The sequence below is a fragment of the Streptomyces sp. NPDC059248 genome (assembly GCF_042753905.1).
Classification (GTDB): domain Bacteria; phylum Actinomycetota; class Actinomycetes; order Streptomycetales; family Streptomycetaceae; genus Streptomyces.
Genome location: NZ_JBHYZV010000015.1, coordinates 57681 through 71723 on the forward strand (window position 1 = coordinate 57681; position 14043 = coordinate 71723).

Consider the following 14043-nt stretch of genomic DNA (forward strand, 5'->3'; position numbering starts at 1 on the left):
ACCGGGGAACCGGACGGTACCGGACCGCGGTCCTGGCCGCGATCCGGACCGGGCGTCGGTCCGGGCGTCGGTCCGCCGTACGGACTCCGGGAACGTCCCGCCGGACTCCCGCGGCCGATTGGGTCCCGGCCGTTCCGGCGATCGTTTCCGGCCTTTGTCCCCATTCCCCGAGACGTGAATCCCCGAGATCCGATTCCCCGACCGGTCATCCCTTTGGTGCGTCAGATGCTGATCCACAACAGCGCCCCCACCCGTTTCCCGACCCGTACCAGCCATTCCGGCAAGGGAATTCGGGGTAGCGAATCCTTCCGTTCCGCTCTTTCCCCCGGGGTCACGTACACCCCGCCGACCACGGCGGACACGGCCGTGAGGCACACCCGGCACACCATTGGCGCCGGTGCTCCGTCCGGTCGTATGGTTCGGTAACGCCGGATGTTCGGACGGCTGATACCAAGGTCGACAGCAGGGACACAGATGACCGACGAGCCTCGGATTCCAGCACAGCTGGGCAGGCCCGAGCGCATGTGGCAACGCGCCGTCGTGCTGGTACTGATCGCTGTCACCAGAACGGCAAGACCGGTATTCCGGCTCGGCGACCGCGAACTGTCCTGTTCGCATTCCAACGGCGGCTGGACTCTCGCGCTGCTGCCGGACGGAAAGGCGATCTTCTACGGCCAGGACGTCGATTGCAGCGACACCACATATGAGGGCGACAAGCCCGTCGATCTGTTGGCCGACGCCCCCGACTGGCTGCCCCAGCAGCGGCTGCGGGAGCTGAACGACGGCTATGAACTGGGCTATCTCTACTGGTGGGAGGAGGGGCGCTGGCGGCGCGCCCCCTATCCCGACTATGTCGAGGACGACGGTCTTGCCGCCTCCTGCGACGGTTACGCGGGCATTTTCGACGACCGGTCGCTCGCCGACAGCTTCGCGGACGCCGGATACCGCGATGCGACGGCGGCCGAGCGGTTCGTGACCCGGGTCGAGGCGGGCACCGTGAACACGTCGGCGCTGGAGGAACTGCTGGACTCCGCGTCCGAAGCGGGCCCGCTGCCCCGGGAGTCCCGGGTGCCCAACGCGCTGGAGTGGGCGGCCCGGCTGGGCGTCGCGGAACGGCCGTCGGCCGGATACGGCCGCTGAGCGGGCCCGGGGCGATCCGCCCCGGGCCCGCTCGACTTTCTCCGGGCTTCTCCTTCTCGCACCGGTGACGGTGGACCGGATTCACAGGTGGGAACCGCCTCCATGCGGGCCCGGGGCCGTCCTTCGGCCATCGCGGCCGGGGGGACCCACTTGCCTCGCATACCCCCTAGGGGTATAAATATCTCACGACAACGAGATACCCCTAGGGGGTACAGGAACGGGAGGGTCGTCATGGCGTCCTACACCACCACCTACCGCGTCGGCGGAGTCAACAGCGGTCACTGCAAGGCGATCGTCAGCAAGGCGCTCCGCGAACTGGACACGGTGCGCACCGTGGGGGTGGAGATCTCCACCGGTCTGCTGACCCTCGACACCACCACGGAACCGGACGACGCCCTCGTCTCCGAGACGATCGAGGAAGCGGGCTACGACTTCCTCGGCCGCGCGTAACGGAGTGCGCCGGGTGGGGGCGCGCCTTTCGGTGCGCCCCACCCCCGGCCCGCCGCTCAGCCCCGGGTCGAACCGCCCCGTACCAGGGCGCACGCCACCGGGACCGGTGCCGGGGTCCGTCCGTCGAGCAGATCGATCAGCATGCCGGCGCAGAGCGCGCCGATCCGGCGCGGCGCCAGATCGAGCAGCGTCAGCGCCGGGCGGGAGCCCGCTTCGGCCTCACCCGCCGCCGTCACCTGGAGGTCGCCGGGCACGGCGGCACCCGTCTCGGCGGCGACGGCCAGCAGCGCCTCGCCGTAGGTCTCGTTGAGGGTGTGGACACCGTCCGGCCGTTCGCCGGACGCGAGCAGTCTGCGGGCCGCGTCCCGCGCGGACTCCCCGTCCCCGATCCGCACCACCCGGCCGGGCAGCCCCCGCTCCGCGCACCAACGGGCGTACGCCCGCTCACTGTCGAGGGTGTACGAATCCAGCTCCGGGCCGGTCAGCAGACCGGTACGGCGTACCCCGCCCGCGTACAGATGGTCCAGCGCCAGGGGCACCCCCGCCGCCATATCGCTGTGGACGTACGGGATCCCGGCGTGCTCGGGGTCGAGCGGACGGCCGTCGGTGACCAGGGCCAGACCGCGCCTTACCGCCTCGGCGATCACGGGGTCGCCCGCCACCGGGTCCACCACGATCAGTCCGTCCATCGGGATCCGCGTCCACAACTCGCTCCCGGGCCGCGCCGGGACCACGACCAGGGCGTAGTCCCGGTCGACCGCCTCGACCATGGCACCGGCGGTCAGCCCCGCGTAGTACGGCCGGTAGGTGCGCTCCCACGCCTCGGCGCGTCGGTGCCCGGCGGCCAGGCCCACCACGCCCGTACGGCCGCTCAACAGGACCTGGGCCGCCGGATTGGGCCGGTACCCCAGCTCGTCGGCGATCTCACGGATCCGCTCCCGGGTACCGGCGTTCACCTTGCCCTTGCCGTTGAGGGCGTGCGAGACGGTGGTGATGGAGAGCCCGGCGGCCCGTGCGACGTCCTTGATCCCGGCCGAACGCGCGGTCTCCGGAACGTGGTGCGTGCGGGCCGGTCCGGCCATCGCGTATCCCTCCTGGTGGTCGCCGCCGCGATACGCACCGGGCGGCCGGTCGGTGAGCCCGTGGCCCGGCAGTCAATCTTCGGCCATCCCTTGACCACCAAAACCTTTTGGCCGAGCATATTGGTCACTCTCGCCACTCAAAAGGTTTTGGTTCCCGGGGCCGACCGGGTCGGCGGCACCGAATCCCGGAGGGCCCTCCGGCCGACAGCGGAGGCGGTACGACCATGACCACGCCCAGGATCCTGGTGATCCAGCACGAGGACGGTACGGGCCCCGGCCTGGTCGGCGAGGCGCTGACGGCGGCGGACGTCGCCCAGCACCTCGTCCACCCCTGGAACGGGGACCGGGTGCCGGAGTCCCTCACCGGATACGCGGGGCTCCTCGTCCTGGGCGGCGCGCCGGGCGCCGACGACGACGAGGCCGCGCCCTGGCTGCCCGCCGTACGCGTCCTCGTCCGGGAGGCCGCCGGCTCCGGTGTCCCGCTCCTCGGGATCTGCCTCGGCGGCCAGATCATGGCCGCCGCCCTCGGCGGCTCGGTCCGCGTCCGCCCCCACGGACCCGAAGTGGGAGCCCACCCCCTGCGCCGGCTGCCCGCGGCCGACGGCGACCCGGTGTTCGGCGCCGTTCCGGAAGGGGCGCCGGCCGCGCAGTGGCACTGGGACGAGATCGGCGAACTCCCGCCCGGCGCCGTACCACTGCTCACCGGCGACGACTGCGTCCACCAGGCGTTCCGGCTCGGCCCCCGGGCCTGGGGTGTCCAGTTCCATCCCGAGGTGCTCGGGGACGCCGTCGCCGACTGGGCCCGCTCGGACGGCCCGGCCGCCGCCCGCGCCGGAGCCGACCCGGACGCGGCCGTCGCCTCGGTCCGCGCGGCCGGGACGGAGCTGCGCGCGGTGTGGACGCGGGCGGCCGGAGCCTGGGCCCAGGTCATACGGGAGTACGCGCGGAATTAGACCGTCCCTTCCAGTTCAGGCCACGCTCCCGAGGAAGTCCGACACCACGGCGAACAGCGCGTCCGGCCGCTCCAGATGCAGATCGTGACCGGCCCCGGGCACACTGACCGCCACCGTGCCGGGCCTTCGCCGCAGCATGCCGTCCACCTCTTCCTGCGGTACGAAACCGGACTCGCCCAGGACCACCAGGGTCGGGCAGGCGACCCGCTCCCACTCGTCCCAGAACGTCCGCCGGGCGCCCTCCGCGAGCGCCCGGACCATCACATCGCGATCGAACCGCGGCCACCAGCCACCGTCCCGCTCCTCCAGGCCGGCCGCCCATCCCGCACCCACGGCGCCACCGCCCAGGAACGGGACGGCGGCCTCACGCGAGACGAACGGCACCGGCCACGAGTCGAGCCAGCGCCCCACATCGGCGGGCACCCCGGGATCTCCGGAACCGGGCCCCGCGTCGACCAGGACCAGCGCGCGTACCAGGCCGGGGTGGGCCGCCGCGGTGAGCATCGCCGTATGCCCGCCCAGGGACTGGCCGACCACCACCGGGCGTACCAGGCCCAGCCGTTCGGCGACGGCGACGACATCGGCGACGTACGCCGCGCGGGACACGTCCTCCGGACGCCGCTCACTCGCGCCGTGCCCCCGCTGGTCGACCGTGACGACCCGATGGCGCGAGGCCAGCCGCCGGGCCGTCGCTTCCCACTCGCCGCAGTGGCCCGCCAGACCGTGCAGCAGCAGTACGGGCGTCCCCGGCCCGCCCCGGTCGCGGCAGACGAGTCGTACGCCGTCGCGGATCACGGTGTGTTCGGACCAAACCATGCGAGATCTCCTCCGGGAGGCGGCCAACAGGGGCTCCATGAAAGGCCCTTGCTCCGATAAGCGGATCATTCGCCCAGCTCTCACAACAACTCTTTCGAAACAAATATTGTGAGACTAAGGTCCCCCCTATGGCCGACACCGAACCCGATCCCACCCGTGCCCCGGAAGCCGAACTCGGCACCGCCGCGCTGCGCGTGCTCGCCCACCCCGCGCGGATCCACCTCCTCGGGCTGCTGCGCCGCGAAGGCCCCTCCACGGCGACCCGGATCGGCGAGGCCATGGGCATCACCCCCGGCGCGGCCAGCTATCACCTGCGGCGGCTCGCGGCGGGCGGACTGATCGGGGAGGACTCCGGACGGGGCGTCGGCCGCGAGCGGTGGTGGCGCGCGCTCCACGGCCGCTCCCTCTACGATCCCGCCGCCGCGACCGGCGAACAGCGCGACGCCGGACTGGCGTACACCCGGGCCGTGGCCGTCGCCGCGACCGAGCGGCTGCGCGCCGCGACCGAGGAGATTCCGTATCTGCCCGTGCCCTGGGCGGAGGTCAGCACCTTCGCCGACTCCGAGCTACGGCTCGCGCCCGACGACGCGGCCAGGCTCCGCGACGAACTCCTCGGGGTGATCGCGCGCTACCGGCGGGACACGGCGACGGCGGAGAGCGGCCCGGTGGTGGTCCAGTTGCAGATCTTTCCCGCGCCCGGCACCGCCACCGGGTCGCCGGACCCGAGGTGACCGCCATCGCCGGAGCCGCAGGGCCCGCGTACCGGGACGGCAATGTGCTGCGCTGGCTCGCCGCGTACACCCTCTCCGTGACCGGCGACGTGATCTGCTTCCTGGCCCTGTCCTGGGCCGCGACCCGGGTGGCGGGCCCCGCGCAGGCCGGTCTTGTGGTCGCGGTCGGCGCCCTGCCGCGCGCCGTGCTGATGCTCGGCGGCGGCGTCCTGGCCGACCGCCTCGGGCCGCGGCCCGTCGCCGTCGCCGGTGACGCCGTCCGCTGTCTGACCGTTCTGGCCACGGCCGCGCTGATCGCCGCGACGGCGCCCGGTCTCTGGCTCCTCGTCCCGTTCGCCCTGCTCTTCGGGATCGCCGACGCGGTCCTCATGCCCGCGGTGGGGGCGTTCCCGCCCCGGATCACCGGGCGGGACCAACTCGTCCGCGTCCAGGGGATGCGCGGTCTGTCCCTGCGGCTGAGCAACGCCGCGGGGCCCGCCGTCGCGGGCACACTCCTCGCGACGGGCGGCGCGGCGGGGGCGTTCGGGGTGGCTGGGCTCCTCTTCGCCGCGTCCTGCGCGTTGCTGCTGGCGGTACGGACCACCCCGGCACCGGCACCGGCACCGTCCGCGCCCGTCTCGGCGTGGCGCGAGCTGACGGACGGTCTGCGCTACGTCCGCCGCCATCGCGCGCTCGCGCGACTGGTGACCGTGATCGGGCTGAGTGAGATGTGCTTCAGCGGCCCCATCGCCCTCGGTCTCGTTCTCCTCGCGGACGAACGCGGCTGGGGCGCGGCCGGTACGGGCTGGACGGCGAGCGCGTTCAGCGTCGGGGCGGCCGTCGCCGCGCTGCTGCTGACCGTGGCGGGGCGACTGCCGCGGGCCGGGGCGGCCCTGGTCGGCGCCCTGCTGCTGACTGCCGTCGCCACGGCTGTCCTGGGCCGTACGCCGTCCCTGCCGGTGGCGGCCGCGGCGGCGGCGTTCACCGGCCTGGGCAGCGGTATCACCATGACCCTCACCGGCGCGCTCCTCCAGACGACGACGGACCCGCACCGGCTCGGCCGGGTCACCTCGATCACCACCTTGGCCACGGTCGGCCTGGCGCCACTCCTCTTCCCCCTGGTGGGGCTGGTGGCGGGGGCATGGGGCGCGGAAGCGGTGTTCTCCCTCGCCGCGGCCCTGACGTCCCTCGCGGCGGCGCTCGCCGCCCGCCCGGGGGCACGCTGACAGGCGCCGCGTCGATACCCCTCTCGTTCCCGGCCGCACCCGCAACACAGGCAGCCAGCTTCCGGAAAGGGGGCGGTTTCGTCGGGTGCCGGGCTGTCGTCAGCCGAGCTTGCTCCGCGCGGACCGGGGGCCGGATGCCGACCGCCCGCCACGCGCGCGCCTGCCCGACGATGCGGGGGCCGGCGCCTCCGCCCGAGCGGCTGCACGCTCGGCCATCGCCTCGAAAACCGACATCGGCATGCCCGACGCCGCGACCATCCGTTCGGCGCGGGCGCGACATTCGGGGGTGGTGCAGTAGACCGGGCTGGCGGTGACGCCCGGGTGCGAGGGGTAGGTCATGGACTCCGGCGGAAGGTAGGCGGATTCGCATGCGAGGCACTGGTACCACGTGCGCACCGGGTGCTCCTTACTGTGGGGGCTGGTGGATGGCGCCGGTTCCCGAGCAGCGGTTGCATGCTCCGGTCCATCGATGGACGACAGCTTTCTGATTGCCGCTTTCGTCCAGTTCTATGGTGTGCTGCTCATGCTCGGTCAGGCCAGTCCCACCGCAGCCTGTACACGACTGGTCACTCATAGGGTCATGATGGCGCGTCCGGCGGTCCGCCCGAAAGGGGCGGCGACCAGCCGGACCGCCCGGCCGCGGCCCGGTGGGTGGCTTGTCGCGCAGTTCCCCGCGCCCCTCAAGCTCCTGGGCTGAGCGGTCATGTCCGTCGTCGTGGGGAGGGCGGGTGCGGGGTCGCCCCCGCAGCCGTCGGCGGGATGCAGCGGTGACCGCTGCCAAGGCCCCGAGTTCCGCCGATGGCGAGGAGGTGGCCCCGGGACCGACCGACCGACCCGCGCCGCACAGGCAACCCGCAGGGTCCTGGTGTGCGGCCAGCCGACAAGACACACCAGGGCCCCGCACCCCACCAGCAACATGGACCACGACATCCAGGGGCGCGAGGAACTGCGCGACCAGCCACCCACCGGCCCGTGGTCGAAACGCACCCCCACCCCGGAGGGGCTACGGGACCTTCGGCCCGTCGATCAGGCGGCCCGAGGTGTCGTAGACCCAGGGGTTCGCCACGCAGCCCTTCAGACCCTTTATCTGCTGCATCATCGCCGGCGCGAGCCGCCCGTCGCCCGGGCAGTCGCGGTGGCCGTAGCCCAGGACGTGGCCGGCCTCGTGGTTGATGATCAGGGCGTGGTAGTCGTCGGGGCGGCCCCGGTACTGGTCGCTCAGATCGACCCAGCGGCGGACGTTCACCACCAGGTCCGGCGCGTTGGCGCAGTTGACCTGGCCCCGGGTGTCGAGACCCCACGCCCCGCACAGCTCGTCGGTGGTGCCGGGGGAGACGACGTGCACGAGCATGTCGTACGGCGGGGAGTCGACCCGCTGGAAGGACGCGACGCCGTGCCGGGTCCAGCCCCGGGGGTGGCGCAGGATGTCGTGGATCTCGGCGGCGACGTCGTCGGCGTCGAGACCGGTGCCGTCCTCCAGTTTCACGCCGTAGCGGATGAGCCGCCCGCCGCTCCCGGCCCGTTCACCGGTGCCCCGGGCCCAGGTGTACGTACCGGGTCCGTTCTCCTGGTAGCGGACCCGGGCCTGCGGCCGGTCGTCGCCGCGGGACGGCTCCTCGGTGGCGGGCGCGGCGCGGCCCGACGTCCCGGGGCCGGGGGCCGACCGCCGTGACGGTTCGGCGGCCGTGTCCCGGGCATCCGCCGAACCGGACCGCGCCGAACCGGCGTCCGCCGAACCGGACCCCGCCGAACCGGATATCGGCAGCAGTGCGAGCCCCGCCCACCCTACGGCGCCCGTACAGACGAGGAGCAGCAGCGCCCGGACGGCGGTCGCGGCGGGGGAGCGGCGGCGGCGGGCCCGGCGGCTGCCGGGTCTCCGCGCGCCGCGACCGCCGTCCGGAGCCGCGACGCGGCGGCCGCGGCTCCTCGGTCGGGGCGCGGTCGGGAGCCGGTCGGCCATGGGAGTTCAGCCTTCGTCGGGGACAGGGGGACGGGAGCGGGGTTCGCGGCGGCGACGCGCGCGGCCCGTCCTCAGTTCACGCGAAGGTGTGTGCGATCACGGTGAGCGTATCCGCTCACATTGTCTTCACATCGGACGCGGATACTTGAGCCAGGTCAAACGTGGTGAGGAGCGGTGGAAACGTATGCGGGTGCTGGTGGTCGAGGACGAGGAGCTGCTCGCGGAGGCGATGGCCGAGGGGCTGCGCGACGAGGGGCTCGCGGTGGACGTCGTCCATGACGGCGAGGCGGCGCTGGAGAACCTGGCGGTCCACGCGTACGACGTGATGGTGCTCGACCGGGATCTGCCGCTGGTCCACGGCGACGAGGTGCTGCGCCGTACGGTCGCGGCCGGTGCCGAGGTGCGGGTTCTGATGCTCACGGTCTCCACCACCGTCGCCGAGCGGGTCGCGGGTCTCGGTCTGGGTGCCGACGACTATCTGACGAAGCCGTTCGCCTTCGCCGAACTCGTGGCCCGGATCCGGGCGCTCGGCCGCCGCTCCCGGCCCGCGGTGCCGCCGGTGCTGGAGCGTTCCGGGATCCGGCTGGATCCGCATCTGCGCCAGACGACCCGCGACGGCCGGTACATCGCCCTGTCCCGCAAGGAGTTCGCGGTGCTGGAGGAGCTGTTGCGGGCGGACGGCGCGCCGGTCTCGGCCGAACTGCTGCTGGAACGGGCCTGGGACCAGAACGTGGACCCGTTCACGACGGTCGTCCGGGTCACGATGCGGTCCCTGCGCCGCAAGCTCGGCGGGGAACCGGTCATCGAGACGCTCACCGGCGTGGGTTACCGGATCCGATGATCCTGCGCGCGCTCGGCGGCAGCCTGCGGGTCCGTCTTACGGTCGTCTTCGGTCTGATGTTCTTCGTCGCGGGTGCGGCGATCTTCGGCGGGGCGCTGATCCTCGTCGGGAACAGCATGCGGTACACCCTCTCCCTCCCGTTCGACACGGTGAACCGGACCACTCCGTCGCCGGGCACGACTCCGACGGAGAGCGCCCCCACCGGCGGCCGGGTCTTCTTCCCCGACCCGGAGTCGCCGTGGCCCGAGGAGGCGGCCCCGGGTCCCACGGGCACACCGGAGGACGGGCCGTCCGCCGATGCGGCTACCCCGGCCGGCCCGGCGGCGGACGGCAGGCCGGCCGTCGTGATCGACCCGGCCTCCCGGGAACACGTCCTGGCCACCATGCGGACCAACCTCATGGCCAAGGGCGGGCTCACGGTGCTGGGTGTCGGGGTGGTCGCCACCACCATGGGCTGGCTGGTCGCCGGGCGGCTGCTGCGCCCGCTGAACCGGATCACCTCCACCGCCGAGCGGATCGCGGGCCGTACCCTGCACCAGCGCATCGATCTCGACGAGCCGCCCGGTGAGGTCAAGCGGCTCGCGGACTCCTTCGACAGCATGCTGGACCGTCTCGACCAGGCGTTCGCGGGCCAGGACCGGTTCATCGCCAACGCGGCCCATGAGCTCAAGACCCCTTTGGCGGTGGGCCGGACCCTGGTCGAGGTGGCGGTCGCCCGCCGCGACGCGCCCCCGGAGGTGAGCCGCCTCGGCGAGAACCTCCTCGCGGTCAACGAGCGCCACGAGCGGCTGATCGACTCGTTGCTCACGCTCGCCCGCGCCGAGAGCGCGCCCGCCGAACGCCATCCCGTCGATCTCGCGGTGGTCACGGGGGCCGTGCTCACCCACACGGCGGCCGACGCGGAACGCGCCCGGCTGCGGGTGGAGGCCGTACTGTCCGGCGCCCCCACCCTGGGCGACCCCGTCCTGATCGAACAACTGGTCCGCAATCTCGTCGAGAACGCCGTCAAGTACAACGTGCCCGACGGGCTTCTCGCCATCAGGACGGGCACCGGCCCGCTCGGCGCGTATCTCTCCGTCACCAATACCGGCGCGGCCATCGAGGCCCATGAGATCCCGGTGCTGTTCGAACCGTTCCGGCGGCTCACCGACCGGGTGGGCTCGGCGCGCGGCAGCGGCCTCGGGCTCTCCATCGTGCGGGCGGTGGCCCGTACGCACCACGGCGACGTCGACGCAGAACCGAGGGCCGGCGGCGGACTCACCGTGACCGCGACCCTGCCGCCGCCGAACTCCCGGGGCACAGGACCGGCGCCGGCAACTGCCGTTTCCCGGCGGTGAGCTGAGAACGGGACGGCCGCCGCCGGAACCCCGGCGGCCGTCCGGCCCGGTCCGTACCGGAAAACGGCGGCGCCGGTACGTAAATGTCTTCGAAGGGCCTTCGAGGGACCTTCGAAGGACCCCGGCATCACCCCCGCGTGGCCGGAGTGGCACATGGCACTTCGGGTGGACGTGGTGTTTCAATCCGTATGCGTACTTTGCGTATCTCGCCCGTACGCCCGCTCCTCCCTGCCGTCACTGCGTCAGGTTGAAAGGCGGTCCGGACGACGGCGTCCGGATCAGCAGCGGGCCAATGGGCGGCGAACCCGCTCCGGTGCGAGGGCGTAGGTACGCACGACGAATCCGGCTTTCATCACGACCAGGCGACAGGTGTGTCCTGCCGTCCCCGCAGTAAGGGTTCTTCACGTGAGCACGACATTGATCGCGCCCGAGCGTTCCTACCGCCTCGGCACCGCCCCCGGCGGCCTCCCCGTTCTGGGCAACGCCCTTCAGCTCTTCCGCCACCCCCTCGACTTCCTGCCCGGGCTGCGCCACGAGGGCGACCTGGTCCAGCTGCGCATCGGCCCCGCCACGGCCTATCTGGCGAGCACCCACGACGTGGTGCAGGAAGTGCTGCACAACCCGAGGACGTTCGACAAGGGCGGCGAGTTCATCGACACCATGAAGCTGCTCCTCGGCGACGGCGTCGGCACCTGTCCTGCCGCCGCCCACCGGCGGCAGCGGCGCTTCATCCAGCCCGCCTTCCAGCGCGACCGGCTCACCCGCTACGCCAGGCTGATGCAGGACGAGGCCGCCGCGCTCGCCGGTACCTGGCGACCCGGGCAGATCATCGACGCCGGGACCGAGATGAGCCGTCTCACCACCCGCGTCACCGCCCGCATGATGTTCTCGGCAGATCTCGCCACCGATGCCGTCGCCGAGGTGCAGCGTTCCTTCCCCGTGGTCTGGAAGGGCGTCTACCGGCGAATGATCATCCCGTTCCCGCTGCTCCACGCCCTGCCCACGGTGGCCAATGTCCGGTTCGGGCGGGCGCTGCGGCGCCTCGACGACGTCATCGGCCGGATGCTCGCCGCCTACCGCGCCGACGGCGCCGAACGCGACGACATCCTCACCGTCCTGCTCGCCGCCCGGGACGAACGCACCGGCCTCGGACTGACCGACGCCGAGATCCGCGACGAGCTGATGACCGTGCTCGCCGCCGGGGTCGAGACCCCCGCGTCCGGCCTCACCTGGGCCTTTCATCTGCTGAGCCGGAACCCGGACGTGGAGCGCCGGCTGCTGCGCGAGGTCGACCACGTCCTCGCCGGGCGCCCCGCCCGGCTGGAGGACCTGCCCGACCTCCCGTACACCCGGCGGGTCGTCGCCGAGACCCTGCGGCTCTATCCGCCGGTCTGGTTCATCACCCGGCGGGCCGTCACCGACACCTATCTCGCCGGACACCCCGTACCCGCCGGATCGAGCATCCTCTTCAGCCCCTACGCCCTCCACCGCGATCCGGCCGTCTTCGCCGACCCCGAGCGCTTCGACCCCGACCGCTGGCTGCCCGAGAACGCCTGCCGGCTGCCCCGCAACGCCACCGTCACCTTCGGCGGCGGCAGCCGCAAATGCCTCGGCGACGTCCTCGCCGACCACGAGGTCTCCCTCGCCCTCGCCACGATCACGGCCGCCTGGCGGCTGCGCCCGCTGCCCGGCCACCGCATCCGCCCGGTGGCCAAGGCCGAACTGACCACAGGCCCGCTGCCGATGACGACGGAGGCCCGCGCATGACTCCCACCGCCCTCGCCGCGTCCGACGGCGTACGCCCCCTTTCCGCATCGCACCAGCCCGTCCCGTACGCGGCGGATCCGTATACCGCGGGTCCGGCCGCGGCCCGGCCGGGCACGGCCGCCCACCCCGGCCCCGGGACCCACCCCGCCCACCCCGCCCGCGCCGCGGGACCGGTCACCGACCCGACTCGCGCCGCCGACCCCGCCACCGGCGCCCTTCTCGATCTGTGGCCCCGCCCCGGCCATCCGCTGCTCACCCTCCAGCCCCATATCTCCCCCTGGGAGGAGCAGCTGGAGGCCGCGGTGATGAACTGGGCCGACGCCTATGACCTCCTCGACAGCCCGGCCGCCCGCGACCGGCTCGCCCGCAGCCATCTCGGCGCCCTGATCGCCCGCTCCTACCCCGCCATGGGCCTGCATCGAGCCGAAGCCGTCGCGGGCTGGTTCACCTGGGCGTTCGTCATCGACGACTGCCACGACCGACAGCCCGAGGGCACGATCGACTACGACTCCTCGGCCTTCCGCATCCTGCGGCTGCTGACCCCGGACGCCACTCTGCCCCCGACCACGGCGAGCAGGCTCGACGCGATACTGGCCCGGGTCTGGCACGACCTGGCCCGCGACCGGAGCGCGGCCTGGCGGATGCGCTTCACCCTCCATATGACCCATTTTCTGGCCGCTTTCAAATACGAGTCCCTCAACCGCCGCCACCACCACACCCCCGGGCTCCTCGGCTATACCCAGCTCCGCCGGGCCTCGGGCGGGATCACGCCGTCCCTGGATCTGCTGGAGGTGGCGTCCGACCGGGAGATCCCCCCGCTCCTGCACGAGAGCGACCAGTTCCAGACCATGTTCAACCGGGCATCCGACGTGGTCGTCTGGGTCAACGACATCGTGTCCCTGCGCAAGGAACTCGTCGCGGGCGAGACCACCAACGGGGTGCTCGTCCTCGCCCGGGAACGCGGCTGCGGCCTCCAGGACGCCATCGACGCCGTCTATCAGCGGGTGGGTCACTGGGTCTCGGAGTTCCGGCAGGCGCGGGAGGAGCTGCGGGCCCTGTCCGGCCAGTGGCTCGGCCTCACCCGGGGCGAGCGGCACGCCGTCGAGTCGTACGCGGACGGCATGGAGGCGTGGATGCGCGGGAACCTCGACTGGTCCTTCTGCTCCGACCGCTACCAGCGCGCCGACGGCGTCCGGCTGACCAGCGACACCGACCTGGTGCGCGGCGCCGGCCCGGCGGGACATCCGCAGGACCATCCGCAGGGACACGGATCCGGACCCGGGCACGGATCCGGGCACGGGCACGGACACCAGCGGCCCGCGGTCGCGTACCACCACGGGAACCACCAGAGCTGGCCCGCCGCGGCCCACGGACCGCACGGACCGGGCGCGGACCACGGCCACGGATACGGCCACGGCCACGGACACGGATACGACCGCGGGTTCGACCACGAGTTCGACCGCGAGTTCGACCGCGAGTGGTACGAACCCGCCCGCCGCGCCCATGTCGAGGCGTCCTGACGGGTCCCGCCCCGGTCGCCGCCGGAGCCGTACCGGCGGCGACCGGAAACACCCGCCGTCCGCACGGGTAGACACCGCCGTCCGGCGGGTATGTCCCCGTCCGGAACGTATCGCCGGATCCCCCGGGCCACCGCCGGCCCCGGGGGTCCGGTGAGGAGCCCGGGAACGGAGCCGGGCCGTCCGCCCCGGACGAAGGAACGGGCGTATGGATGTACGGGGCGGACGGCCCGGTTCCGGCCGC

Annotated in this window: 12 protein-coding genes; 9 read left to right on the plus strand and 3 right to left on the minus strand. The window is 73.0% G+C overall.

Annotated elements, in window-relative coordinates; all coding sequences use genetic code 11:
• The first annotated feature begins 474 nt into the window (after positions 1-474).
• Positions 475-1140 carry a hypothetical protein gene (locus ACFXG1_RS08950; protein ID WP_384741827.1) on the plus strand — a complete coding sequence of 222 codons (666 nt, stop codon included), beginning with the start codon at positions 475-477 and terminating at the stop codon, positions 1138-1140.
• Positions 1141-1371: 231 nt separating this feature from the next.
• The gene (locus ACFXG1_RS08955; RefSeq protein WP_384741829.1) at positions 1372-1590 is read left to right on the plus strand and encodes a heavy-metal-associated domain-containing protein; all 219 of its coding nucleotides are present in this window, start codon (positions 1372-1374) and stop codon (positions 1588-1590) included.
• A gap of 56 nt (positions 1591-1646) precedes the next feature.
• Here the strand turns inward: ACFXG1_RS08955 and ACFXG1_RS08960 are convergent, their stop codons facing one another.
• Positions 1647-2672 (minus strand): LacI family DNA-binding transcriptional regulator, encoded by a 1026-nt coding sequence (locus ACFXG1_RS08960; protein WP_384741830.1) that lies wholly within the window; start codon positions 2670-2672, stop codon positions 1647-1649.
• Between the two features lie 224 nt (positions 2673-2896).
• Here ACFXG1_RS08960 and ACFXG1_RS08965 point away from each other — a divergent pair, with 224 nt between their 5' ends.
• The gene (locus tag ACFXG1_RS08965; protein ID WP_384718732.1) at positions 2897-3625 is read left to right on the plus strand and encodes a type 1 glutamine amidotransferase; all 729 of its coding nucleotides are present in this window, start codon (positions 2897-2899) and stop codon (positions 3623-3625) included.
• A gap of 15 nt (positions 3626-3640) precedes the next feature.
• Here the strand turns inward: ACFXG1_RS08965 and ACFXG1_RS08970 are convergent, their stop codons facing one another.
• Complete coding sequence (locus ACFXG1_RS08970; RefSeq protein ID WP_384718730.1) at positions 3641-4441, minus strand: alpha/beta fold hydrolase; 801 nt, start codon at positions 4439-4441, stop codon at positions 3641-3643.
• A gap of 128 nt (positions 4442-4569) precedes the next feature.
• Between ACFXG1_RS08970 and ACFXG1_RS08975 the strand changes: the two genes are divergently transcribed.
• On the plus strand, positions 4570-5172 hold the full coding sequence (locus tag ACFXG1_RS08975; RefSeq protein WP_384718728.1) for a helix-turn-helix domain-containing protein: 603 nt from the start codon (positions 4570-4572) through the stop codon (positions 5170-5172).
• A 5-nt stretch (positions 5173-5177) separates the two neighbouring features.
• Positions 5178-6377, plus strand: a complete 1200-nt coding sequence (locus ACFXG1_RS08980; RefSeq protein WP_384718736.1) for an MFS transporter — start codon at positions 5178-5180, stop codon at positions 6375-6377.
• A gap of 1003 nt (positions 6378-7380) precedes the next feature.
• On the opposite strand, the gene ACFXG1_RS08985 is transcribed toward ACFXG1_RS08980, so the two are convergent.
• Entirely contained in the window at positions 7381-8337 is a 957-nt protein-coding gene (locus ACFXG1_RS08985; protein WP_384741833.1) for a DUF3152 domain-containing protein, read from the minus strand.
• A gap of 184 nt (positions 8338-8521) precedes the next feature.
• On the opposite strand from ACFXG1_RS08985, the gene ACFXG1_RS08990 reads away from it, so the two are divergent.
• The 4 genes from ACFXG1_RS08990 (at position 8522) to ACFXG1_RS09005 (ending at position 13802) form a co-directional block, all read left to right on the plus strand.
• A complete protein-coding gene (locus tag ACFXG1_RS08990; RefSeq protein ID WP_384724414.1) occupies positions 8522-9178 on the plus strand; it encodes a response regulator transcription factor in 657 nt (218 codons plus the stop codon).
• Complete coding sequence (locus ACFXG1_RS08995) at positions 9175-10515, plus strand: sensor histidine kinase (RefSeq protein WP_384741835.1); 1341 nt, start codon at positions 9175-9177, stop codon at positions 10513-10515. The genes ACFXG1_RS08990 and ACFXG1_RS08995 overlap by 4 nt, the downstream gene beginning before the upstream one ends.
• Before the next feature lie 405 nt (positions 10516-10920).
• The gene (locus ACFXG1_RS09000) at positions 10921-12282 is read left to right on the plus strand and encodes a cytochrome P450 (protein WP_384719644.1); all 1362 of its coding nucleotides are present in this window, start codon (positions 10921-10923) and stop codon (positions 12280-12282) included.
• Positions 12279-13802, plus strand: a complete 1524-nt coding sequence (locus tag ACFXG1_RS09005) for a hypothetical protein (protein WP_384741837.1) — start codon at positions 12279-12281, stop codon at positions 13800-13802. The genes ACFXG1_RS09000 and ACFXG1_RS09005 overlap by 4 nt, the downstream gene beginning before the upstream one ends.
• The last annotated feature ends 241 nt before the right edge of the window (positions 13803-14043 follow it).

What these genes read in the sequence shown, in the direction of transcription:
- ACFXG1_RS08965 (WP_384718732.1), top strand. Translation starts at nt 2,897, where the DNA reads ATGACCACGCCCAGGATCCTGGTGATCCAGCACGAGGACGGTACGGGC.
- ACFXG1_RS09005 (WP_384741837.1), top strand. Translation starts at nt 12,279, where the DNA reads ATGACTCCCACCGCCCTCGCCGCGTCCGACGGCGTACGCCCCCTTTCC.
- ACFXG1_RS08990 (WP_384724414.1), top strand. Translation starts at nt 8,522, where the DNA reads ATGCGGGTGCTGGTGGTCGAGGACGAGGAGCTGCTCGCGGAGGCGATG.
- ACFXG1_RS08970 (WP_384718730.1), bottom strand. Translation starts at nt 4,441, where the DNA reads ATGGTTTGGTCCGAACACACCGTGATCCGCGACGGCGTACGACTCGTC.
- ACFXG1_RS08960 (WP_384741830.1), bottom strand. Translation starts at nt 2,672, where the DNA reads ATGGCCGGACCGGCCCGCACGCACCACGTTCCGGAGACCGCGCGTTCG.
- ACFXG1_RS08950 (WP_384741827.1), top strand. Translation starts at nt 475, where the DNA reads ATGACCGACGAGCCTCGGATTCCAGCACAGCTGGGCAGGCCCGAGCGC.
- ACFXG1_RS08985 (WP_384741833.1), bottom strand. Translation starts at nt 8,337, where the DNA reads ATGGCCGACCGGCTCCCGACCGCGCCCCGACCGAGGAGCCGCGGCCGC.
- ACFXG1_RS08975 (WP_384718728.1), top strand. Translation starts at nt 4,570, where the DNA reads ATGGCCGACACCGAACCCGATCCCACCCGTGCCCCGGAAGCCGAACTC.
- ACFXG1_RS08995 (WP_384741835.1), top strand. Translation starts at nt 9,175, where the DNA reads ATGATCCTGCGCGCGCTCGGCGGCAGCCTGCGGGTCCGTCTTACGGTC.
- ACFXG1_RS08955 (WP_384741829.1), top strand. Translation starts at nt 1,372, where the DNA reads ATGGCGTCCTACACCACCACCTACCGCGTCGGCGGAGTCAACAGCGGT.